This window comes from Fibrobacter sp. UWR2, from assembly GCF_002210285.1.
Taxonomy (GTDB): Bacteria; Fibrobacterota; Fibrobacteria; order Fibrobacterales; family Fibrobacteraceae; genus Fibrobacter.
The window spans coordinates 174102-197103 of sequence record NZ_MWQE01000004.1 but is presented as its reverse complement, the minus strand read 5'-3'; the positions used below and the strand labels follow the sequence as shown (position 1 = coordinate 197103).

18 protein-coding genes and 1 pseudogene are annotated in these 23002 nt (G+C 53.7%); 5 read left to right on the top strand and 14 right to left on the bottom strand.

Annotated features, from left to right (window positions below; genetic code table 11):
• The first annotated feature begins 249 nt into the window (after nt 1-249).
• The 3 genes and pseudogenes from B7994_RS08240 to serC all read left to right on the top strand — a co-directional run bounded on the left by B7994_RS08240 (nt 250) and on the right by serC (nt 2976).
• On the top strand, nt 250-672 hold the full coding sequence (locus B7994_RS08240; protein WP_004291474.1) for a dihydrofolate reductase family protein: 423 nt from the start codon (nt 250-252) through the stop codon (nt 670-672).
• A gap of 238 nt (nt 673-910) precedes the next feature.
• Nucleotides 911-1222: pseudogene (locus B7994_RS14260) on the top strand (RteC protein); the annotation flags it as partial.
• Nucleotides 1223-1869: 647 nt separating this feature from the next.
• On the top strand, nt 1870-2976 hold the full coding sequence (gene serC / locus B7994_RS08225) for a 3-phosphoserine/phosphohydroxythreonine transaminase (RefSeq protein ID WP_014545360.1): 1107 nt from the start codon (nt 1870-1872) through the stop codon (nt 2974-2976).
• Nucleotides 2977-3074: 98 nt separating this feature from the next.
• Here serC and fabZ read toward each other — a convergent pair whose 3' ends face one another.
• From fabZ to B7994_RS08205, 4 genes are all read right to left on the bottom strand, one after another.
• A complete protein-coding gene (fabZ, locus tag B7994_RS08220; RefSeq protein WP_088637992.1) occupies nt 3075-3521 on the bottom strand; it encodes a 3-hydroxyacyl-ACP dehydratase FabZ in 447 nt (148 codons plus the stop codon).
• Nucleotides 3518-4249 carry an SDR family NAD(P)-dependent oxidoreductase gene (locus B7994_RS08215; RefSeq protein WP_088637991.1) on the bottom strand — a complete coding sequence of 244 codons (732 nt, stop codon included), beginning with the start codon at nt 4247-4249 and terminating at the stop codon, nt 3518-3520. The genes fabZ and B7994_RS08215 overlap by 4 nt, the downstream gene beginning before the upstream one ends.
• A gap of 9 nt (nt 4250-4258) precedes the next feature.
• Nucleotides 4259-6655, bottom strand: coding sequence for a beta-ketoacyl-[acyl-carrier-protein] synthase family protein (locus tag B7994_RS08210; protein WP_088637990.1), 2397 nt, complete (start codon nt 6653-6655; stop codon nt 4259-4261).
• Between the two features lie 91 nt (nt 6656-6746).
• Nucleotides 6747-6992: an acyl carrier protein gene (locus B7994_RS08205; protein ID WP_088637989.1), complete on the bottom strand. Its 246-nt coding sequence runs from the start codon at nt 6990-6992 to the stop codon at nt 6747-6749.
• Between the two features lie 269 nt (nt 6993-7261).
• Between B7994_RS08205 and B7994_RS08200 the strand changes: the two genes are divergently transcribed.
• On the top strand, nt 7262-8806 hold the full coding sequence (locus B7994_RS08200; RefSeq protein WP_088637988.1) for an acyl-CoA carboxylase subunit beta: 1545 nt from the start codon (nt 7262-7264) through the stop codon (nt 8804-8806).
• Between the two features lie 86 nt (nt 8807-8892).
• Here the strand turns inward: B7994_RS08200 and B7994_RS08195 are convergent, their stop codons facing one another.
• The 3 genes from B7994_RS08195 to B7994_RS08185 form a co-directional block, all read right to left on the bottom strand.
• Nucleotides 8893-10662, bottom strand: coding sequence for a glycoside hydrolase family 9 protein (locus B7994_RS08195; protein WP_088637987.1), 1770 nt, complete (start codon nt 10660-10662; stop codon nt 8893-8895).
• Nucleotides 10663-10743: 81 nt separating this feature from the next.
• Nucleotides 10744-11532, bottom strand: a complete 789-nt coding sequence (locus tag B7994_RS08190; protein ID WP_088637986.1) for an inositol monophosphatase family protein — start codon at nt 11530-11532, stop codon at nt 10744-10746.
• Between the two features lie 5 nt (nt 11533-11537).
• Nucleotides 11538-13889, bottom strand: coding sequence for a hypothetical protein (locus B7994_RS08185; protein ID WP_088637985.1), 2352 nt, complete (start codon nt 13887-13889; stop codon nt 11538-11540).
• A gap of 140 nt (nt 13890-14029) precedes the next feature.
• On the opposite strand from B7994_RS08185, the gene B7994_RS08180 reads away from it, so the two are divergent.
• Nucleotides 14030-14266 (top strand): hypothetical protein, encoded by a 237-nt coding sequence (locus B7994_RS08180; RefSeq protein ID WP_144063806.1) that lies wholly within the window; start codon nt 14030-14032, stop codon nt 14264-14266.
• A 79-nt stretch (nt 14267-14345) separates the two neighbouring features.
• Here B7994_RS08180 and B7994_RS08175 read toward each other — a convergent pair whose 3' ends face one another.
• The 7 genes from B7994_RS08175 to B7994_RS08145 all read right to left on the bottom strand — a co-directional run bounded on the left by B7994_RS08175 (nt 14346) and on the right by B7994_RS08145 (nt 22801).
• Nucleotides 14346-15080, bottom strand: coding sequence for a hypothetical protein (locus B7994_RS08175; protein WP_088637983.1), 735 nt, complete (start codon nt 15078-15080; stop codon nt 14346-14348).
• Nucleotides 15081-15171: 91 nt separating this feature from the next.
• Nucleotides 15172-16629: an IMP dehydrogenase gene (gene guaB, locus B7994_RS08170; protein WP_088637982.1), complete on the bottom strand. Its 1458-nt coding sequence runs from the start codon at nt 16627-16629 to the stop codon at nt 15172-15174.
• A gap of 53 nt (nt 16630-16682) precedes the next feature.
• Nucleotides 16683-17981, bottom strand: a complete 1299-nt coding sequence (locus tag B7994_RS08165; RefSeq protein ID WP_088637981.1) for an MgtC/SapB family protein — start codon at nt 17979-17981, stop codon at nt 16683-16685.
• A 78-nt stretch (nt 17982-18059) separates the two neighbouring features.
• The gene (locus B7994_RS08160; protein ID WP_088637980.1) at nt 18060-18548 is read right to left on the bottom strand and encodes a dihydrofolate reductase; all 489 of its coding nucleotides are present in this window, start codon (nt 18546-18548) and stop codon (nt 18060-18062) included.
• 1 nt (nt 18549) lies between these two features.
• Entirely contained in the window at nt 18550-19362 is an 813-nt protein-coding gene (locus B7994_RS08155; protein WP_088637979.1) for a thymidylate synthase, read from the bottom strand.
• 31 nt (nt 19363-19393) lie between these two features.
• On the bottom strand, nt 19394-19633 hold the full coding sequence (locus B7994_RS08150; protein ID WP_088637978.1) for a hypothetical protein: 240 nt from the start codon (nt 19631-19633) through the stop codon (nt 19394-19396).
• A 69-nt stretch (nt 19634-19702) separates the two neighbouring features.
• Nucleotides 19703-22801: an OmpA family protein gene (locus B7994_RS08145; protein WP_088637977.1), complete on the bottom strand. Its 3099-nt coding sequence runs from the start codon at nt 22799-22801 to the stop codon at nt 19703-19705.
• Nucleotides 22802-23002 lie beyond the last annotated feature (201 nt).

Below are 23002 nucleotides of genomic sequence, written 5' to 3'. Positions count from 1 at the left end.
CATAACATTTGAGAAAAACGGCGATTGGCAGGAGCTTTTCGCCGCCAACATATAGGATAAGACCGCAAGGCGTTTCAAGCGAAAATCTGGTAAATTGGAACTACGGAGACGATTGCGTGATGCTTATGCTATGCTTACGCATAGCGTGCATTCACGTACTCTCCGTAAAGGCTTTACCAGAGCCATCGCTTGAAGGTAGTGTGAATTGCACGCTACTTTTTTACCCTTGCCTAACGAAAGGAAACGATTATGGGTAAAGTTCAGATTCTCGCCGTACTGACGATGGACGGATGTCTTTCTTCAGAGTTATATGATAAAGCACATCAGGATTTGTGCCTTGACCGTTGCGGTCTTGATGAAATCAGGAAGAAAGCCTTTTACCGTGTGACACCGGACTATTCCATTTCAATGCTGCACGAATGGAGAAAAGACTGCACAAACATCCGTTACCTCGCGGAAGCCACACCGGACACGGCAGACTATATAAACGGACTGCTGCGGATGCACGCTGTGGATGAAATCATACTATACACCGTTCCTTTCATATCCGGAAGCGGACGACATTTTTTTAAGTCGGCTCTGCCAGAGCAACACTGGACGCTTTCCTCTTTGAAAAGCTATCCCAACGGTGTATGTCGCATTATCTATATCCTTGATAAAAAAGCAAGATAGCCAAAATGTGCGGCAAGCATACATTTCTATTTTCAGGAATAGAATAAATGTTCCGATTACAAACAATTTAAGTCGGAGATAATTTGTCCTTGTGAAAAAATACTGAATTTTATACCTCTGAAATCCAGCACTTTGTAAAATTGAGTGTTGGATTTTTTATTTTCTGCCGCGTTTTTTGCCAATTATATTCATGTGCGCACGCAGAAAACAAAGTGTAATTTTCAAAATTGACAGAACCATGAATTATTTCTTGCTGGCGGAAACCGACTTTTTCCGCCTGATAAACGAAGCCGGCGACTGCAATATGGAAACGGCATACACGGCTTTCGCCACCCAAGTGATCGAACTGTGCAACGGCGGCATGGACATGAACCTTACCGTCATCGCGCTTGCCTACATCGAAATCGAGTTGCAGCACCATCCCGTACGTAATCTGTCAGAAGAAAAAAGAGAGATTGCCGCCTACGTCAGCAAGGCTCTGTCTTTCGTAAGAAAGATGCAGAAATTCCTTGCCACGCCCCAAGTGCCACCACTAATATCCGCCAACAACGGGTTAATAATGCTTTCTTATCAAGACGCCTACAAAATTGCAGAATCAGTTCACCAAGGCCAGCAAGACAAGGCCGGTGGCCCATACATCGATTTCCTCCAGAACGTCGCCGACTATCTCAAGAACAAAGGCGAATCCGAAGATGTCCAGGTTCTCGCTATTTTGCAGGATTCCATTACTTCTGCCACTAAAAAGACTCCGGACGACATGATCAAGATGGGTGTTCCTGCCGATATGGTCGACCTCATCCAGAAGATGACCTACCACAAGAATCAGGCTTGGATTGACGAATACAGCTGCCACCTCATGGAAAAGGGTGTGCCGGCCGAAGACGCCACCTACGACGCCCGCGAAAAGGACTTTGTACGCTTTGTCGAAACACTCAAGGACAATCCGACTGCAGCAAAGGCAAAGAGCGCTATCTTGAACGTGCTCATGGACGACAAGTACATCCACCGCCAGGAACGCCGCGAGCTCAAGACGAAGTTCCGCCTCAAGAAGTACAAGGCCGCAATTCAGGCTCTTGGTGTTTAAAAAATGCCCGCCGCGAGCGGGCTTTTTTTATTGCCACGTCAACGCCTATTTACTAATTTTACACCGTAATTTTTTAGCCCTGACGGGCACAACCCCTAATAAGGAACACAACAATGGCAAATAAAGTCTATAACTTTAGCGCAGGACCGTCGGTCTTGCCGGAACAGGCACTCAAGGAAGCATCTGCTGCATGCATCGACTTCGAAAACAGCGGCATCAGTATCCTCTCCATGAGTCACCGTTCAAAGCCGATTGAAAACATGTTCGCCCAGACGGAACAGTACCTCCGTGAATTGATGGGCATCCCAGAAGACTACGACATCGTGTTCCTCGGTGGTGGTTGCTCACTTTTGTTCTGCATGCTCCCGATGAACTTCCTCGACCAGAACGCAACGGCCGACTACGCTTTGACCGGCGTTTGGGCAAACAAGGCTTACAAGGAAGCAAAGCAGTTCGGTAACGCTCTCGCCGCTTGCGACACCAAGTCTGAAACTTACAGCCGCATCGACAAGAACTTGAAGCTCAGCGACAACGCCACGTACCTCCACGTGACCGCCAACAACACGATCTACGGTACGGAATGGCACAACTTCCCGAAGCCGAAGTCTGGCTTCCTCATGGCTGACGTGAGCTCCGACTTCCTCGCCCGCAAGATCAACGTGTCTGACTTCGGTGTTGTCTATGGCGGCGCTCAGAAGAACATCAGCTGCGCTGGCGTGACTGTCACGATCATCAAGAAGGGCCTCCTCGGCAAGGTGAACCGCACCATCCCGACCATGCTCAACTTCCAGACCCACATCGACGCTGCCAACATGTTCAACACTCCTCCGGTCTTTGCCGTGTACGTGATGAACCGCACCCTCAAGTGGCTCAAGGATTTCGGTGGCGTGGATGCTATCGAAAAGGTGAACCGTTCCAAGGCTGCTCTCCTTTACAGCGCACTCGACAACTCCAAGGTGTTCGTCGGTACGGCTGCTAAGGAAGACCGTTCTATCATGAACGTTCCGTTCGTATTCAACAAGGATGTGGTTGCCGCTGACAAGGCTGACGATCTCGCCAAGGAATTCCTCGAATTCGCAAAGGCTCGCGGTCTGCAGCAGCTCAAGGGTCACCGCTCCGTGGGTGGCTTCCGCGCATCTATCTACAACGCGATGCCGGTCGAAGGCGTGCAGGCCCTCGTTGACTGCCTCGGCGACTTCGAAAAGAAGGTCCTCGGTTAGTCAAATGGCGGGTCAAGCCCGCCATGACGTTTAGATGACGCAATTGAAAAATCCCCGGTATTGCCGGGGATTTTTCGTTTATCTTAGAATTGCCGGAATTACTTTCCGATATTTTCCTTGGGGATGCTCGTGAAGGTCAGCGAGCCCTTCGCATGGATGCCGCCGTTCACTTTCACGATGCAGTCAAAGCCGACGATGACTCCACCGCCCTTCGTCTTGTTGACGGTAATCTCGAGCTGGTCGCCCGGAATCACAGGCTTCACAAACTTGAAGCCGTCTATCTTCAAGAGCACATAGAGGTTCTTCTCGAGGTCTTCGGCTGGCTTTTCAATTACGAGCGAGCAGAGCTGCGCACAGCTTTCCACAATAAGCACGCCCGGCATAATCGGAGTGCCCGGGAAATGCCCCATGAAGAAGGGCTCGTTCACGCTCACGTTCTTGATACCGGTAGCGGATTCGTTCGGCACGAGTTCCGTGACCTTCTCGATCATCTGGAACGGCGGGCGCTGCGCAATCTTTTCGCTGATTTCGAAAATGTTCATCATAGCGAGAGGCCTCCATCGAGCACGAACACCTGGCCCGTCACGTAGGCGAACTGGTCAGAAGCGAGGGCTGAAACAATGTTGGCCACTTCGTCGGCAGAACCGAAGCGCTTGAGAGGAATCTTCTCGAGGTAGCCCTTGCGGGTCTCTTCGGGAATGGCCTCGATCATGTCGGTTGCGATAAAGCCGGGAGCCACAGCGTTCACGCGAATACCGAAACCGCCAAGTTCCTTGGCAAGCGTCTGCGTGAGGGAGTTCACCGCGCCCTTCGTGGCGCTGTACACCGCCTGGCCCGGAAGAGCAAACTTGGAGCTGACAGAACTCATGTTGATGATGACGCCGGACTTCTGCTTGTACATCTTCACGGCGACCTGCTGGGCGCAGTAGAAGTAGCCCTTCACGTTCAGGTCGAAGCACTTGTCGAGCGTTTCGGGATTCATCATGAGGAGGTATTCGTCACGCACGATACCCGCATTGTTCACGAGCACGTCGATGCGGCCATAGGCCTTGAAAACCTCGCGGACCATCACCTTCACCTGGGAAAGGTCGGCGACATTCGCCTTGTAGAGCATGCCGTCGCCACCTTCGCTCTTGATCTGGTCGAGAGTCTGCTGGGCAGCCTCGTCGGAACTGGAGTAGTTCACTACCACCGTGTAGCCGTCGCGGGCAAGGCGCAAGGCGCAGGCCTTGCCAATACCCTTGGATGCACCTGTTACGAGAGCAACTTTCATAAAGCCTCCTTATTTTCCGAAGACGACTGCGCTGTAAGAGCCGCCAGCCGCAAAAGAGATGATCAAAACATTCTTGAGGTTTGCCGCAGCGGCAGCCTTGTTCGAAACGGAGCCGTCGGCTGCAACAAAATAAGCGTTATCGCTTTCGAGTTCACCGCTCAGGAGCATCGCAGCCTCGGAGGCAGCCAGCGAAGCGGACCCCGCACGGCCTTCGCCGGTACGTTCCTTGACTTCGAACAGCGGCATAGAAGCGAGCTTATCACCAAACACGCGCTGGAGGGCGCCCTTCTCGATATCGTCAATCTTCTTGAAGCCGTTTGCAAAACCGCAGACGGCGTCGATATCAGAAGCCTTGAGGCCGGCATCGGCCAGGGCATCGTTGATGGCCTTGTCAAGAGCCTCGTCGGAACCGGCAAGCTTGCCGAACTTCACGTTCTTGCGGCCATGGCCGAAACCGAGCGCATAGCAGTAGACCTTCGCGCCGCGGGCCTTCGCATAAGATTCTTCTTCGAGAAGGATAGACACGGAGCCATCCCCCACCACGCAGCCCTCGGCATTGGCGAAGGGGGCAACCACTTCACTTGCGGCAACCCCAAGCTTCTGGGCAAATTCAGTAATGACCGGGATATTCTCGTCGGTACCCGTAGCCATCATGGCCTGTTCCTGACCGTCGTGAATGACGTTCATGGAGTAGCCGATGCTGTCGAGGCCGGAGAGCGGGCCCGTCGTAATCGTCACGCCGTAGCCCTTGATGCCGGAGCAAATCGAGAGGTAACCGCCGGCGGCGTTGTAAACTGTGTGCGGGAACTTGAACGCAGAACCGTTCGCGTTGCCTTCGCGGGCAATGAGTTCCTCGAAATCGTAGGTAGAACCGAGACCGCCTTCGCTAGTACCGACAATGATGCCGATATCCTTCGCGTTATCGTCGGTCACCGTGAAAGCGGCATCCTGCAGGGCACGCATGCCCGAAACCGTCTGGAGCTGGCCCAGGTTGTCGAGCTTGCGGTAGAACGCCATCTTGATGCCAAGTTCCTTGTAGTCATCGAGCGAGATAACCGACTTCACAGAAGCGCTTTCGGGCTTCTTGCCTGCCTTGACAGCCTCGATGTAGGCAGCCTTGCTATTGCCCATCGGACTCACGATACCGAGACCCGTCACGGCAATCTTCTTGGCCTTGGCGGACTGGGCAGAGACATCTCCGGGCTGCTTGGAGAAAACGATACTTGCGTTTGTACCGCCGAAAGCCACATTGTTGCTCATGACGCTCTGGAGCGGCTTCTTGCGCGGCTCGTTCTGGACAAAATCGATGGTTCCGGCCTTTTCCTTGAGGGCGGCAGAATCTTCAGCAGAATAATGGAGCGTCGGGAGCACGGTATCGGTCGTAAGAGCCTTGATGCTGAACACAGCCTCGATCGCACCGGCAGCACCTAGGCAGTGGCCCGTCATCACCTTAGTCGAACTTACGCTCACCGTCGGGTTTTCTTCGCCGAAGAAGGTCTTGAAGGCCGTCATTTCGGCATAGTCGTTCTTGCCCGTACCCGTACCGTGGGCATTCACGTAACCGATATCGGACTTCGCGATGCCGGAATTCTTGACGGCGCGGTTCATGGCCTCCATCAGGCAGAGGGCATCTTCGCGCGGGGCGGTAATGTGGTTTGCATCGCTCGTGACGCCGGAACCGAGCACTTCGCAGTACGTCTTGGCGTTACGCTTCTGGGCGTGTTCGTAAGATTCCACGATAACGATACCCGCGCCTTCGCCAAGCGTAATGCCGTTGCAATGGTTAAACGGAGAGCATCCGTTCTCGTCGAGGGCATGGAGCGAAAGGAATCCGGAATACGGCACCGCGGCAAAGGAATCCGCACCGCCAGCCAAAACCACGTCGGCCTTGCCCGCACGGATGAGGTCGCAGGCGAGCGCAATCGAAATCGTACCTGCGGCACAGGCATTCGCCACGTTCGTCACGATACCACCGGCACCGCACGTTTCGGCAACCTGGCTTGCAATGGAGGCTATCGGCATCTTGGGAATGTCGGCAGCCTCTTTTGCCCCCTGATGGTAATGTTCAATGGAAATGACGCCGCCAACGCAACTTCCGATAATGACACTGACGCGTTGATCATCGTTGAAATTAGAAAGTCCTGCATCGGTCAGGGCTTCGTTCGCAGCCTTGATGCACAACTTGGATACGCGGTCCTTCTCTTCGGGAGCCTCGATTTCGTCGAGCGTATCGCACTTGACTTCGGCAGCCAAGTCCGCATAGCAGTTCACCGTATCGACAGATGTCGTCTTGTGAATGCCCGAGACGGACTTGAGAGCATTATTCCATGTTTCTTCAACATTGTTACCGACCGCGCAAATAACGCCCAAACCAGTAACTACACAACGCTTGTCATTAGGGGTCATATTATTTTCCAAAAACTGGTGAATCCTACAGTTTCGCTCTAGGATGTCCGAAAACAAAAAAGCCGAGTGAAAAAACACTCGGCCAAGATAATTATGCCTTGTGGGCTTCGATGTATGCTGCGATAGTATCGATGGACTGGAAGTTTTCCTTGGCGACACCCGTCATGGAAACACCGAAGGTGGAGTCCACGAAAGAGATGATTTCAAGGGAGTCCACGGAATCGAGGCCGATTTCATCACCGAAAAGGGCGGTATCGTACTGGAGCACGTCGCCATCGACGCCGAGGTCGGACATAAAGAAAGACTTGAGCTTGGATTTTACTTCTTCGTTTGCCATTGTTTTCCTCTTTTTTTGAATAAATTTCGGCTCAAAGATAGTAAAAAAATACACTTCCCATCCCTAGAAAAGGGCGAAATCGGATAAAAAAGCATGTTTTCGGGACAAACTGCACATGTCCATTGTAAGCAAAACGTACATATATTTTTTGACACATGCAAATAAGTTTTGAACTTTTGAGAAATTTTCTACATTTTGCACCGTATTTAAAATGTTCACCAAATTTTACTTTTGATGGGCTAGGCAATTAACAACAAAGGATGACTACCATGTGGGATAAGTCTTATCTGGAAAAATTGAACGAATACAAGGCGAAGTCTGTCGCCGGCGGCGGCGCTGCACGTGTTGAAAAGCAGCACTCGCAGGGCAAGCTCACCGCCCGCGAACGCCTCGAGATCCTTTTTGACAAGGGCACATTCCGTGAAATTGGCGCACTCCGCGTCTCTACGAGCCTCGACCTCCCCGAATCCAAGCGCATTTTTGGCGACGGTGTCGTTACCGGCTACGGCAAGGTCAACGGAAGGACCGTCTATGTCGCTTCCCAGGACTTCACTGTCAGCGGCGGTTCCCTCGGTTCTGCACACGCAAAGAAGATTTGCCAGGCGATGGACCTCGCTCTCGAATCCATGTCCCCGTTCGTCTGCATCAATGACGGCGGTGGCGCCCGAATTGAAGAAGGCGTGAACTCCCTCGACGGCTATAGCGGAATCTTTACCCGCAATACACTCGCATCGGGCATCATCCCGCAGATTTCCGTAATCCTCGGACCCTGTGCCGGTGGCGCCTGCTACTCCCCCGCCATTACCGACTTCATCTTCATGACGGAAAAGACGAGCCAGATGTTCATCACGGGCCCGGGCGTCGTGAAGGCCGTGACAGCCGAAACGGTCTCCCCCGAAGGTCTCGGCGGTGCCGGCGTGCACTCCACGAAATCCGGCGTTTCGCACTTCGTGTGCAAGGACGACAAGGACTGCCTCGAAGCCGTGCGCAACCTGCTCAGCTACCTGCCGCAATCCAACCTCGAAAAGCCGCCTGTCGCTGAAAAGTTCAAGGCCGTCGACAAGTCCAAGGAAATCGAGGAGATTGTCCCGGACAACTTCAAGAAGGGCTACGACGTGCGTAACGTCATCGAGACGTTCGCCGACAAGGAAAGCTTCTTCGAAATCCAGAAGGACTTCGCCCGCAACGTGGTCATCGGCTTCGCCCGCATGGACGGTAACGTCATCGGCATCGTCGCCAACCAGCCGAACTTCATCGCCGGCTCCCTCGACGTGGACGCCAGTGACAAGGCCAGCCGCTTCGTTCGCTTCTGCGACTGCTTCAACATTCCTATCCTGACCCTGGAAGACGTCCCGGGCTACATGCCGGGCACCAAGCAGGAACACAACGGCATTATCCGCCACGGCGCAAAGCTTCTGTACGCCTACGCCGAAGCGACCGTGCCGAAGGTGACGCTTATCCTCCGCAAGGCCTACGGTGGCGCCTACATCGCCATGAACAGCAAGAACCTCGGCGCCGACTACGTGTTCGCCCTGCCGATTGCACAGCTCGCCGTGATGGGTGCCGAAGGCGCCGTCGATATCCTGCACCGTAAGGAAATCGCCGCTTCCGCCACTCCGGCCGAAACGCGCCAGCAGCTCATCGCCGAATACGAAGAGAAGTACCTCAACCCGTATATCGCCGCCAAGAACGGCTATATCGACGAAGTCATCTCTCCGGACCACGTGCGTGACCGCCTCGCGACCGCCTTCGACTACCTGAAGAACAAGAAGAAGGCCCGCCTCTGGAGAAAGCACGGGAACATCCCGCTGTAATAGGCGGCGCGCGCCTGCGCCAGGCTTAACATTATAAGAAAAGGTCCCCGCCAAGCGGGGACTTTTCTTTTACGTTTTTTGAAATTTTACAGCGACTTCACAACGAAGGTGCGGCGGGCATTCCTTGCCGTAACGCGAACCTGGTACACGCCCTTGGATTCAAGCGTGAAGGAAAGTTCCTTGCGGGCCCCCTTGAAGCCCTTCACCATCTTGCCGTTCAGGTCGAACACCTGCACATCGAAAACATTGCCGCTCCCGTCGGTAAGGGTGATTTCGGAACCGCTCTGGAAGAGCTTGAGGCCAGGAAGATTGACCACGCCCGGAATGACATCGGACGTATCCTGCGGTTCTTCCTCTTCTTCCTCTTTCTCGTTTTCCATAGTTACCGGAGCCTTCTTGCTCAGGATATAACCGAGAGCACCGACAAGAGGAGCGTTCATATCGACGCAGACCTCGTTCACCTGCCAGTTGGAAACAGTCCCGCTGTGGCTACCGCTGTTGAAATCGCCGGCAATCAAGCCTCCCAGGAGTTTGTTCTTTTCGGGCGGCTGCAAACCGGAATCGACTTCACGACCCGGATCCTCGTTGGCATAGTAACCGCGGTGATGCGGCGACTTCGGGGCACTAGCTCCGTTCTTGGTAAAGCCAACCACATACGATTTCTTGTTGCTGTTGTCGCCGAGCAAGTATGCGACGTTCTTCTCGATGATTTCGTCGTACTTGTCCTCGTTGTAGAACTTGGACACAAGCGCATAGAGGAACGCACCGCCAGCCGGGGAACGCACGGAGAATGATCCGCCACCACCGGTTTCACCCATGAAAATGCCGTCCTTGGCCTTCTTCTGGTAAATGTTGGACAAGAACTGCTCCGCATCGTAGAAGGAGCCCGCCTGCGGAGGCCAGGCAAACACGCCTTCGGCCATCACCACGGAAAGCGGAACGACATTGGAATAGTTGAGGCGAGTATAGCTACCCGAGGCAAATTTGAGGTCAAAGAACCATTCTTCGGCTTCGGTCTTATACTTTTCGTCCTTGGTGGTGCGGAATAATTCAAGTGACGCAAGGAACGGACCATCCTTCCAGCGGCCGTCCCACCAGTTGGATTCATAGAAACCACCGGAATTGGTAACGCCACTGTGGGACTTGGCGTACGAATAGGCGACCTTTGCCGCTTCCAGGTACTTCTTCCTGTTTGCGGAGTCGGGGTCGACACGGGCCATCACGGCAAGCATTGCCGAAGCCATGCCCGGGGTAAAGCCATCGTTTGCATTGCCGGTAATCGACCTGGGGTCGCCACCGTCACCAGAACCCAGCGTACTCATCATGCCCGCCGTAACCCACTTCTTGTGGTCGGCATTGCCGTCACCCTTCACGGTCACGAAAGCGGAACTGCTGATGGCTGCCTTGACCCAAAAATCGGCCTCGTAGCGGAGTTCTTCGAGCAAGTCGCGCAAGCCGTTAGATTTGCCGCCCTTGCGGGTGTAGTCATTGCTAGCCTTGTAGTCAGTGTAGTCGCCGGTATAGAGGTCGTAAAATCCAGGTCGGAATTCTGCATAGCTCAGGGCCAAAACGTAGGAGGCATAGCCCTGAGACTGCCCGTACATCACGTGGTCGCCACAGTCAAACCAGCCGCCGGAAACATCCTTTCCGTTGTAGCTGTCCTTTAGGAAACTTGTCGTATGGTTGGTTCCGTCGAGAACCCAGTTCGGCCCCTGGCCCGAACGCTGGGCGCCAAAAAAGCGAGTCGTCATCCAGGCCGCTTCGACATAGTCATCTTCGCTAAGAGAAGCAAAAGCCACCATCGGGGCTAAACTCAGCACAGAAACAGCGGCAAAAAGACTCTTTTTCAGATTCATTAACACCTCCGAGTGTTCGCACACAATCCCACCGCGCAACAATATAAAATCTTTTATCGTATTTGCATACGAAAAGATTGTTTACATGGATAATGTGCGAATCAGGGTGTCATGCAGCACGCCATTGCTGAAAATAGCCTGTTCCGCATCAACAAATTCCAGGGGAGCGCCATCTATGCGGGTCGATTTTCCGCCCGCCTCCTCCACCATCAAGGCTATGGCGGCAATGTCCCAGGGGTAGCTCATGGTCATCACGAAGCAGTCTATGCGCCCACAGGCGGTAAAGCAGCCCTCGATTACCGCAGAACCGAGGCACTTGACCCTCTCGAAGGCCTCTGCCTCGTGGGCAAAATTGCGGGAATTCTGGGCATTGATTTTGGAGGCATCGCCCACATTGAAGTCGCCATTCGAGACGATGGCATGGATAGAGTCAGATTCCTGGCTTACATGGATGGGCATTCCGTTCATGAAGGCGCCATGCCCGCGGGCCGCCGTATAGAGTTCCCCGAGCTTCGGCAGGTTGATTGCCGCCAACAGGGGCTTGCCCTCAAAATGGAGAGCAATGGAAATACCCCACAGCGGGATACCGCGGCTAAAGTTCACGGTTCCATCTACCGGATCGATAATCCAGCGGAACCGCGGATCCTCGCCTTCAATGACACCCGCCTCCTCGGTGCGGATGCAATGTGTCGGGAAGGCCTTGCGGATTCCTTCCACAATGAGTTTCTCGCTCGCGATATCCGCGCGCGTCACGACATCCTTTTGAGACTTGTAATGAACATTGCCCAAATCCTGCTGGATTTCAAGGCAGAGGTCGCCCGCCTGCTTGGCAAGCGATTCAGCGACAGACAGGAAATCTTCTATTTGCATTTACCCTACTCCGGATAGGCGCAGCAGCGGAACCCAATTGTCGGAGACTTGTAGAATGCGGCCGCCTGACGGTAAGACACCTTGTCCCCAGTCAAAAATACGACCTTGACCTCGGTCGGCACATACTTAAGCCCGTTACCCAGCGTATCGAGCCATTCGTCGCCACCCTGCTTGTATTCGGAATAAAGCGCGTAGTCTTCGCCAATGGAATTGCCAGCGGAATCCTGCACGTCGAAGAACTGCAGGCTATCCTTGAAATCTTTCTTGGAAAGCTTCTTGTAGAGCGTGCGCGACGTATCGGCAGCAAACACCGTATCGACCTTCGCTCCTTCGCGGTACAGGTACACGGTATCCGTCGTATAGGCAAGGCGCGTATAGTACGGGAACGAACGGTTAGTGCAAAGTGCGAGCGATTCCCTATCGAGCCCGCCATAGACCTTATAGCTGGAACCCTTCGCAACAGCAACCGTATCTTCGGACCTGCCGATAACCCATTCCTGGTACTGGCCGGGCATATCCTTCACGCCCATCGGGTTCGTACAGCGGTAGTCACGCCTGGACACATCCGCTGCAGAGATTGAATCATTCGTACCGACATTGCAGTAAGAGAACAGGTATTCCGTCGCGTCGACGGACCGCTCGTTCAAGACGCCATAGGCAAGCGTACCGCCCGAAAGGCAGACCAGTTCCCAGTCGCGTTCCTTGCAGAGGCTCACGGTAAAGCCGGAGGCAGAGACCGCCTCGCATGCAGCAACCGCCTCGGAATGCAGCACGTTATTGACAAACGCGCCCGAATCGTCCCGATGTTCATAACGCTCCATGCAGAACTTCAGCGAATCGCCCGCGGAAACTGGAACAAAGCCTTCTGGACAATTCAGCTCGGAAGCAAGCGCACCCGGGGAAACATAAACGGTATCAATCAAAGCTGCAGAATAATAGCCGGACTTGTCCTTGGAACGGATGCGGAAGATAATCGTATCGCCCGGAGAAACCCAGCGTATGGTATCGGTCACGAACGATTCGATGGCCGAAAGTACCAGGGTATCCGTCTTAAGGGTCATGGTATCGTTTTCCAGCACATACAACGTATTGAAATGGGCCGTATCGCCCGGCTTGAGATAACTTTTCCATTCCTTCGCAATAACATCGTAATGCTCGACCACATACGTGGCGACCGTATCGTAGCAAAGAGTAAACAGGCACGAATCAGGAATGTCGATTACAGAATCGGACTTGACCGGATGGTCAGTCTTGTACGGGTCGACACTCATACTCCAGAATATGCGGAGCCTGTTGTTGCTATCCAGGCGCGCCATACCCGGGAAAAGCGAATCTTCCATGAAGAACAGCTTCTTCGCCATGACCGGCGCGACCGAATCCGTCGTATCGAATCGTTTGTTCTTGTCGACAGTAGAAAGATCTTCCTTGCTCGAAGAATTACCGGCAGAATCCCATGCCGTAATGCCGACCGTATAGATGGAGTTAGGGCGCAAGCCCTCGACGACCATGCGGTAGCGGTTCAGGGAATCATTCTCGAAATCAAAGCCCATCCCGTCGAGAACAGCGATACGCAGTTTGTTCTTGTCCTTATCGGTATGCGAGAGCGCAGTATCAATCCAGACCGAATCGAATGTCGCACGGACACGCGCATGGCGTCTGTAAAATTCGGTACCCGTAGAATCTACACCCTCGGCCGTAGTCACGGTTACCTTGATATCGCGCAAGTCTACGCTCTTGTCTTCGGAATAGATGACGACATTGTAGCCGACAATAATTCCCGAAAGTTCCGACATCTTGTAGAAATCAGTCTGGTCCGTCGGGCGGTACCATTCGAACATTATGCCGTCAGTCCATGTGGATTCGGCAGAGAAGGTCACGTTGGCAGGAGGAATGCTATCCCCGAAATGCAGGATAACGCGCTGCACAGAGCCAGGATCCTCGTCGTCGGAATACTCGCAGAAGAATGCCACCTGGAGGCTCTTATAAGTTTCCAGGTAATCCTTGACCATATCGGTAAGGTCGAGCGTATCATAGAGCCTTGTGAAATCTTCACCATATTCAAGGGACGTGTCCGCCTTACCGATTTGTTTCGAAGTCACGGCCTTCGAGGTATCGTCGATTACAGTCGTATCGAGCCACACATGGATATACGACAGGTCTTCCTTCTCGATAGGCAGACGGAAGCGGATGCGGTAGCAGGCCGAAGTATCTTTTTCGTCGACACAGCTGCGAAGGACGCTCATTTCCATGATTTCGCGGTCAAAAAGGAACTCGGTGCCTTCGTCTTCGTCAGAACAGGAAACGAAAGCAATGAGCAGTACCGCGATAGCGAAAATTTTCGTGAGGAAGCTCTTCATCAATCAAAAATTAGCAATTTAAGACACGCAATACCTGTATTTTAGCCCTAAAATGTGGCAAAAATCGATTTTTTACAACGGCACACGTGCTTTTTATGCGAATAAATTATACATTAGGAACTAAAAGAATGAGGATGTTTATGAAGAAATTTCTTATTGCCGCATCGTCCCTAGCCATACTTTGCCTGCTCACCGCCTGCGGTGACAGCAACTCTGCAAAGGCATGCCAAAGGGTCGCCTACTGCTACAAGACAACAGACGCCCCCAACCAGAGGAAATGCGACCTGGACAAAGCCGTTGCCGAAGAAAAGGCCAAGGAGGCAGAAGAAGCCGGCACGCTCCATACGCCCCTATACGAGGACTGCTGGGATTTCTAGCACGCCTTCTTACACATTTACGAAAAGCCTGTCCCTACGGACAGGCTTTTCGTTTCTTGACAGTATAAGAAACAGACCGTTAATTAAAGCGGGTCACCGGAGTCGTGCCAAGGATTCTCAGCATCAACTGGCGCAGGTTGTCATACCAACCCGTTTCGGCGGCAACGTCTTCGTGATACATTCCATCTTCCAGGTGACCGTATGCAAGGCGCTTGCCCGTCTTCACGTCATAGACGACATAATTCGCATCGATTCGTGTGGATTCTCCCTGGAACCTAGGGCCAACGCCAGGGGTCGTAGGCAGGCCTGTCGGACCAAAAGAAGGTCCCATTGACATATAGGTATCGACCTTCGATATATGCATCCCGATTTCGTCCAGGATCAGGTAGACATCGAAACTGTCCGACATCGCCTCTAGCTTGGGAATCTTGACATCGACCCCGTCCATATTCTCGGTATCGCGGGAGATTTTCTTCTTCGACACCCTTTCCACCACACTCGGGACATTCGAATTGAACTGCATCACGTTATCAATCTTATCCCTGAACCAGTCCGAAATCACCTCCATCGCCTCGGGAATCTCGACTTCATCATTCTGTTTATTAAACCACCCTAAAACCATGTCCATCGTCTTGGCGTAAGCCGGATCCGTCGACCGGAACTCCTTATCCTCGACTACGAGGCTAGGCTTCGTGAACAGGATTTTCATCTTTGCGGGCTTCTGCGTCCAACCGGCATCCAGGAACTGGCGTTCCGACGAACAGCAGGCAAAGAACAACACCAACAAGCAAAGAGCCACAAACCTTATTTTCATACAAACTCCTTTTTTCACCTCAAATATAAAAAATCCTGTTATAGTTTGTCTATAACAGGATTGATTTTTACAAAGGTACAACAACGAAGGCTTAGTCGCCCGTGCGGTAGTTCGGGGCTTCCTTCGTAATCGTCACGTCGTGCGGGTGAGATTCACGGAGGCCTGCGCCCGTAATGCGCACAAACGTCGCCTTCTTGTAGAGTTCTTCGAGGTTTGCAGCACCGGCATAACCCATAGCAGAGTGGATACCGCCAATGAGCTGGTAAACGGTGTCGCGGAGCGGTCCCTTGTACGGAACGCGGCCTTCGATGCCTTCCGGAACAAACTTGCGCGGTTCCTGAACGCCACCCTGGAAGTAACGGTCAGCAGAACCGGCCTTCATGGCGCCAAGAGAACCCATGCCGCGGTAGCTCTTGTAGCTACGGCCGTCGGCGAGAATGACTTCGCCCGGAGCTTCTTCGGTACCGGCAAAGAGCGAGCCCACCATCACGGCGTGGCCACCGGCAGCAAGAGCCTTCACGATGTCGCCAGAGAACTTGAGGCCACCATCGGCGATAATCTTCACGCCGACCTTGCGGGCCATCTTGCCGCATTCCACCACGGCGGAGAACTGCGGGTAACCGACACCGGCAACGATACGCGTGGTGCAGATGGAACCCGGTCCGATACCGACCTTCACGATGTTCGCACCGCACTTGGCAAGTTCCGCAACCGCTTCCGGAGTGCAGACGTTGCCTGCGCAAATCGTGAGCTTCGGGTATTTTTTGCGGACGGTCTTCACCATGTTGCGCACACCGATGTGGTGGCCGTGAGCCGTATCGATAATAAGCAGGTCAACGCCGGCGTCCACGAGGGCGGCGACGCGTTCAAGAGTGTTAGCAGACGTGCTGACTGCGGCACCCACGAGCAACTGGCCGTTCTTGTCGAGGCTAGCGTTCGGGTTATTTTCGCGCTTCAAAATGTCAGTCATCGTGATGAGGCCCTTCAGGGCGCCGGATGCATCCACGAGCGGGAGCTTCTCGATGCGTTTCTCGGCGAGGATTTCCTTCGCCTTGGCAAGGCTCACCTTCGGGCTGGCCGTCACCGGATTCTTCGTCATCACGGAACGGATCTTCACGTTCATATCGCTAACGGTGCGAAGGTCGCGGCTCGTGAGCATACCGACGAGCTTGCCCTTGGAAAGGATCGGAAAACCGCTCACCTTGTTGCGTGCACGGAGTTCAAATGCAGCAGACACCGGTTCATCGGCATCGAGAGTCACCGGATTGGTCACAATACCGGACTGCCACCGCTTGACCTTACGGACCTCTTCGGCCTGGTCTTCGACGCTCATGTTCTTGTGGATAATGCCAAGGCCACCCTGCAGGGCAAGCGAAATGGCCAAAGGAGCAGTCGTCACGGTGTCCATGGCGGCACTGATAATAGGAATGTTCAGCTTGATATTAGGAGCGAGCTGGGTGCTCACGTCGGTCTGGGCCGGCAAAACGGAGGATTCAGCGGGAACGAGCAGGACGTCATCAAACGTCAAGGCTTCGGGCAAAAGTTTCATAATAGACCTCTTTTTGCGAGGTAAATATAGTAATTATTTCCCGCAAAGAGAGGCTAGTTTCCCATATAAAATGCTATCAAGGCTCCGGTCACGGCGCAAATCAGCACTACCGCCGGAATTATCGGGCGACGCATGGATTTTGCACCGAGGAAGCACACCAGGGCACCCTTGGTAAGGGTATTCGCAAGGCTTGCAAACAGGAGCGCGAGCACAAGTTCATGCACGCCAAGCCCCGATTTCAGGTTCATGTCGATGACGGAGAACGCGACCGCATCCATCTCGGCGGCACCGCCCAAGAAACTGCAGGCGAGCAAGGCTCCCGAGCCCAGGTAAACGCGCGCCGCATTCGCGACGAACATGACCGCAGTAAACACGAGGCCGAACTTAATTGCCGGCAAAAGCTTGAAGGGGTTCGTGAAATCGGCGGATTTCTGCCTGTGGTTGCGGACTTCCTTAATCTTGAGGAACAGCGCATACCCGAGCGCCGGCACCACCGGGAGCAGGAGCGGTAGTACCAGAGGTTTTGCCAGCGCACCGCTCAGGAAGATACAGATAAGGTAAAGACGCACGTACATCACCGCCCAGCTGAGCACGATACCCAGCGTAAAGTCCGAGGCATAATCCTCGTTTTCGCGGCTGCGCCCTGCAAGGTTCAGCGTGAGGGCGGTACTGCTTGCAAGCCCGCCCAGAAGGCCGGTAAGCCAGATTCCCTTGCCAGGACCAACAAGCTTGATAAGCACATAGCCCACAAAGCCTATGCCCGAGATGAACACCACGAAAAGCCAGATGGTGTGCGGGTTCAGCACTTCGAGCCCCGGCGGTCCGAAAGCCTGATTCGGCAGGAACGGCAAGATCAACGCCGATATCACCGCAAACTTGACCGTCGCGAGGATATCTTCCTTCGAAAGTTTCTGCGCAAAAGAATGCAACTGGTCTTTTGCCATCAGCACCCACAGCATCACCACCACAATCACGCATGCTTCAAGGAGCCTGCCGTACCAGCACACCGCCCCCAGCAGATAAACCATCAGCACGGCAACGCTTGTCGTGATGCCGTCACTGCTGACAACAGGCCGCCCTTCCTGGGGCCTGTGCCCTATCGCAAAAGAAATGTGCGATGCCATCAGGAGCATGCCTACCACGATAAAGCCTGTCACGAACGGGGCAAGCCCCTGCATCTGGTCACTGAGCAGAGCAGAAATAGCCCCCACAAGCGCAACCAGGGTAAACGTGCGTACACCGGCAGGGTGTCTGTCATCCTTGTCGGAATAGGTGTGCTCGCGCTGCATGCCTATGATAAGGCCGATGCCAATCGCTGCCGCCAAACGGTAGAATACATTTAAGTCCAGCATGTTTTTAATCTATACAAAAAAGAGACCCCCGACAAAATCGAGGGAGACAATTTTCTAAAAAATTATTCCAAGTTGTAACTAATCCCTTTCCCAGACTTCGAACACCGTCGGGAAGTCGTTTTTCTCGTCGGCAGGGAAAGATTCCTCACTCACCTTATGCCAGCCCTCGCCCCATTCCGGGAAAAACACGTCGCCATCTACGTCAGATTCCACACGGGTCACGTACATCTTTTTCACCAGGGGCATCGCCTCGCGGTACACGGCGGCGCCGCCTATGATAAAGCACTCACTCTCGCCGGCAGCGCTAGCCTTGTTCAAGGCCAGTTCGAGGCTACCGCAGACAATGCTGCCTGGAGCCTCGAACGCCGTGTTCCGCGTGAGCACGTAGTTCGTGCGGTTCGGAAGCGGGCGTCCGATATCGTCGTAGTTCTTGCGCCCGAGGATAATGGAATGCCCCGTCGTGATGGCCTTGAAACGCTTGAGGTCGGCAGACAGGTGCCACGGCAAGTGTCCGTCACGGCCGATGACATTGTTCCTTGAAATTGCGACTATAGCAGAGATAAGCATATTAAACTGCAATCGGGGCCTTGATGGTCGGCCACGGGTCATAATCTACGAGTTCGAAGTCCTCGAACTTGAATTCGAACAGGTCCTTGATTTCGGGATTGAGCTTCATCGTCGGGAGCTTGCGCGGCGTACGCGTAAGCTGTTCCTTCGCCTGTTCGAAGTGATTGGAGTACAGGTGCGTATCGCCGAGAGTATGGATAAACTCACCCGGTTCGTAGTCGCAGACCTGTGCAAGCATGAGCGTCAGCAGCGCATAGGACGCAATATTGAACGGAACGCCGAGGAACGTGTCCGCACTGCGCTGGTACAGTTGGCAGCTGAGTTTGCGCTTGCCCGAAGCACCCACTCCACCCACGTAGAACTGGAACAGGCAGTGGCAAGGCGGCAGGGCCATCTTGTCAACTTCGGCCACATTCCATGCGCACACCAAGTGCCTGCGTGAATCCGGATTGTTCTTGAGGCTATTGATTAAGTTCTGAATCTGGTCGATGTGCCCGCCATCGGGGGTCGGCCAAGAGCGCCACTGGTGGCCATAGACCGGGCCCAGGTCGCCATTCTCGTCGGCCCATTCATCCCATATGGTGACCTTGTTATCGTGCAGGTACTTGATGTTCGTGTCGCCCTTCAGGAACCACAGGAGTTCGTGGATAATCGAACGCAGGTGGAGTTTCTTGGTGGTAAGGCAGGGGAACCCTTTGGAAAGGTCGTAACGGCACTGGCGGCCAAATACGGAGCGCGTTCCCGTTCCCGTACGGTCGGAACGGTCCACACCGTTTTCAAGAATGTCACGAAGTAAGTCTAAGTATTGCTGCATGATTTTAATTTAATAAAAAATTGTGAGATGTTCATTCCCCGAAAATTTCCACCCGCTTATACTGCTTTACGGCCTTGTCTTCGGCAACGGCCTTTTCGCGCATAAGCATGTTCACCGCCTGTAGAATCAAATCTTGCGTGTGCTTGGGCACGGGCTTCTTGCCAAGGCGGGCCTTCTGCACCATCTTGTGGTTCAAGTTTGCGGGAAGTTTCTCGACCAGGTCGTGGTTTGCCGCTCCGAGGGACTGCAATATTTCGTCAAGTTTTGTCATGGTGTATTCAAATATAAAAATCCCCGCCCCGAAGGGCAGGGATTTGAATTTCAGTTTCCGATCAGATGATTACTGCTGGAATTCGGATTCGCACTTGGTTCCGTCGTTCTCCGGCGTAGCGAAGTGCATTTCGATACGGCGGTTCATTTCGCGACCGTCTTCGGTGCTGTTGTCGTCGACCGGGCAGCTTGCACCGAGACCCACGGCCTTGATGCGGTTCTTCTTCACGCCGAACTTGATGAGGGTCTTCATGACTTCCTGAGCACGCTTTTCAGAGAGCTTCTGGTTGGTCTTGTCCTTACCCTTGTTGTCGGTGTGGCCCTGGATAACAATCTTCAGTTCCTTGTAGCTATCATCTTCGTTCAGCTTCTTCGCAACAGCCTTGAGGATGTTCTTGGCGTTGGATTCGAGCGTTGCCTTACCCGGCTTGAAGGTCACGCCGGTGAGCTTCTCGACAGCCTTCTTCGGGCAGCCGTGGCCGTCATCACCCGCAACATCCGGGCAACGGTCGAGGCCAGTGCAGACGCCTTCGAACTGCTTGAGGAGCTTCTTGGTAGATACCCATTCAGAGCAGACACCATCCTTATCGGCATCCGGATCGTCGTCCATCGGGCAGCCCTTGTTCCATTCAGGACCGGCTTCGTCCGGGCAACGGTCTGTGCCCTTACATACATCCTTGAACTGGTCGAACATCTTCTGCTTGCCAACCCAGGCGTCGCAGAGACCGTCGCCGTCGCTGTCCGGATTTTCAGCCGGGCAACCCTTGCTCCATTCAGGACCAGCTTCGTCCGGGCACTTGTCGATACCGTGACAGACATCCTTGAACTGGTCAGCCAGCTTCTGCTTGCTTACCCACGGATCGCAGAGACTGTCGCCGTCAGTATCCGGGTTCTCGTCAGACGGGCAACCCTTGTTCCAATCCGGACCCGGTTCATCCGGGCAACGGTCAACGCCCTTACATACATCCTTGAACTGTTCGAACATCTTCTGCTTGGAGACCCATGCATCGCAGACGCCGTCGCCGTCGGAGTCCGGATTTTCAGCCGGGCAGCCCTTGTTCCATTCAGGACCATTTTCAGTCGGGCACTTGTCGACGCCGTGGCAGACATCCTTGAACTGATCCTGCATCTTCTTCTCGGTCACCCAAGAGGCGCAGAGGCTGTCGCCGTCAATATCCGGGTTGTCCATCGGGCAGCCGTTAGCCCAGGCTTCACCAGGTTCAGTCGGGCACTTGTCGATACCGGAGCAGATGCCGTCGTACTGGTCGAGCATGTTCTTCTGGGTCACCCATTCGTCACAGATGCCGTCCTTGTCGGTATCCGGATCGCCGAGCGGGCAGCCTTCGTTGTTGGCCGGGCCGAATTCGGTCGGGCACTTGTCGATACCCTTACAGGTCTTTTCAATGAACCATTCGTTCTTGATCTTTTCGTCTTCGGCAGCCTTTTCGAAGTAGTAGCCCATCTTCTTCTGGGTCACCCATTCGTCGCAGAGGCCGTCACCATCGCTATCCGGATCATCCCACGGGCAGCCCTTGTTGGCCTTGGTACCCGCTTCACCCGGACACATGTCGTAACCCTTACAGACGTTCGCATAGTCACCGAGCTTGTTCTTGTCGGTCACCCACGGAGAGCACATGCCATCGCCATCCGGGTCCGGATTATCTTCCGGGCAGCCCTTATTGGCAACGGTACCCTTTTCAGTCGGGCAGCTATCTATGCCTTCGCAGACTTCCTTGAACTTCTTCTGGAGTTTCTTCTTGGAGACCCAGGCATCGCAGACATGGTCGCCATCCGGGTCCGGATCTTCGAGCGGGCAGCCATCTTCGCCTTCACCCTGTTCGTTCGGGCAAGCGTCAATGCCTTCGCAGACATCCCTAAATTCATTTTCAAAGCCCTTCTCAGAAACCCAGGCATCGCAAACGCCGTCTTCGTCGACGTCCGGATTACCCAACGGGCACCCCTGGTTCAGACGATGACCAAAGTCATCCGGGCAGTTATCTTCATTATCCGTCACGCCATCGCCATCGCGGTCCTGAGCCAGCAAGAAGCCGCTCCAGGTGATACCGCCATAGACCTTGTACTTGGGATTGACCGTCGTCCTGTAGGTAAGGATGCGCTGGTCGTTTTCCATGGCGTTGACAGACGTGAAATTCGAAGGATCGGCGGCATCGTAGCCTTTACCCAGCGAGTAGGAGCCGCCCAGGTGGATATCAAGACCGATCGGCAGGTGGAACACGACCGCACCGGTCAAGTCCTTGACATCGAGCTTAGTTCCATCGCTGAACTCATCCATCTGGAAAATCATGTAGTATTCCGCAAAGATCGAGAGGAAGTCCATGAAATAGATTTCAAGGGCTCCAGACGCATACGGATAGGAGAGGTAGTTCGCGTCGGTAGAATAGACATAGCCGCCGTTACCATGGATAACGAGCGGGATGGCGTCGATCTTGTCGAAATCGAGGGTCAACGCACCGCCAACCTTGGCAATGGTGCTACGCACGCCGAATGCCTGCGCGGCCTTGTCGTTCTTGTTGATGAATTCCGGTTCGCGGATCCAGATACCATCCTTCGCGGTATTCGCCGTACCGAAGTTGCCTTCACCGAAAACGGCGATGTCCACCGGCTGTTCGTCGGGGAGCGGGAGACGGATCTTCAAGTCGGCCTTGATGTTGCCGATGTAGCCGATATTGGTACCAGCGACCTGACCCGGCTGGCAAGCCGTAGCCGGCTGAATTCCATCACCGGGATCGTAGGTAACGACACCGTTGTACGGGCAGCCCGTGTTGTTAACGGTAAACTTGTCATAGTAAACAGGAATGCCGACACCGATATCGAAGTAATGCCAGATGCCGATACCGAAACCGACCTGGGCGCCTAAGCCGATATAGTCCTCGACCATGCCCTTACGCATGACGGTTCCCGGAGGCAATCCGACAACACCTTCCTGGTAGGGGCCGATATAGCTTTCGGTAACGCCTTCCGGAGCAATGTTGTTGACATCCGTCGTTGCGTCCATCAAGCCATAGAAAGACAATTTAGAATGTCCCAAGGATTGGGCAGACTGAGTCTTATTGACACCAACAAAGCCTGTCTTGTTGATTGTCTGCGGGTGGTCTGCAAAAGCCTGGACGGCGAGTGCAAGCGCAAGCCCTGTTACTACTCTTTTCATAGAGTCTCCTTAAAAATAGGGTTTTCCCTAAACTTCTGCGTTAAATATAACTTTTTAGCCAAAAAACGACATTTATAAGTATAAAATGAGCTAAATATTCAGTGTTTTTATGACAACGGTCACAGCGAACGTTTTGAAAGACAGACAAAATAACGCTAATGTAAACGAAACTTTTCAAAAATGCCGTTTTTTCACCAGAAA

Coding starts and splice junctions, on each gene's coding strand:
- serC (WP_014545360.1), top strand. CDS start 1,870: ATGGCAAATAAAGTCTATAACTTTAGCGCAGGACCGTCGGTCTTGCCG.
- B7994_RS08145 (WP_088637977.1), bottom strand. CDS start 22,801: ATGAAAAGAGTAGTAACAGGGCTTGCGCTTGCACTCGCCGTCCAGGCT.
- B7994_RS08185 (WP_088637985.1), bottom strand. CDS start 13,889: ATGAAGAGCTTCCTCACGAAAATTTTCGCTATCGCGGTACTGCTCATT.
- guaB (WP_088637982.1), bottom strand. CDS start 16,629: ATGAAACTTTTGCCCGAAGCCTTGACGTTTGATGACGTCCTGCTCGTT.
- B7994_RS08155 (WP_088637979.1), bottom strand. CDS start 19,362: ATGCAGCAATACTTAGACTTACTTCGTGACATTCTTGAAAACGGTGTG.
- B7994_RS08195 (WP_088637987.1), bottom strand. CDS start 10,662: ATGAATCTGAAAAAGAGTCTTTTTGCCGCTGTTTCTGTGCTGAGTTTA.
- B7994_RS08165 (WP_088637981.1), bottom strand. CDS start 17,981: ATGCTGGACTTAAATGTATTCTACCGTTTGGCGGCAGCGATTGGCATC.
- B7994_RS08160 (WP_088637980.1), bottom strand. CDS start 18,548: ATGCTTATCTCTGCTATAGTCGCAATTTCAAGGAACAATGTCATCGGC.
- B7994_RS08215 (WP_088637991.1), bottom strand. CDS start 4,249: ATGAAAGTTGCTCTCGTAACAGGTGCATCCAAGGGTATTGGCAAGGCC.
- B7994_RS08175 (WP_088637983.1), bottom strand. CDS start 15,080: ATGAAAATAAGGTTTGTGGCTCTTTGCTTGTTGGTGTTGTTCTTTGCC.
- B7994_RS08210 (WP_088637990.1), bottom strand. CDS start 6,655: ATGACCCCTAATGACAAGCGTTGTGTAGTTACTGGTTTGGGCGTTATT.
- B7994_RS08205 (WP_088637989.1), bottom strand. CDS start 6,992: ATGGCAAACGAAGAAGTAAAATCCAAGCTCAAGTCTTTCTTTATGTCC.
- B7994_RS08180 (WP_144063806.1), top strand. CDS start 14,030: ATGAAGAAATTTCTTATTGCCGCATCGTCCCTAGCCATACTTTGCCTG.
- B7994_RS08200 (WP_088637988.1), top strand. CDS start 7,262: ATGTGGGATAAGTCTTATCTGGAAAAATTGAACGAATACAAGGCGAAG.
- B7994_RS08150 (WP_088637978.1), bottom strand. CDS start 19,633: ATGACAAAACTTGACGAAATATTGCAGTCCCTCGGAGCGGCAAACCAC.
- fabZ (WP_088637992.1), bottom strand. CDS start 3,521: ATGATGAACATTTTCGAAATCAGCGAAAAGATTGCGCAGCGCCCGCCG.
- B7994_RS08190 (WP_088637986.1), bottom strand. CDS start 11,532: ATGCAAATAGAAGATTTCCTGTCTGTCGCTGAATCGCTTGCCAAGCAG.
- B7994_RS08240 (WP_004291474.1), top strand. CDS start 250: ATGGGTAAAGTTCAGATTCTCGCCGTACTGACGATGGACGGATGTCTT.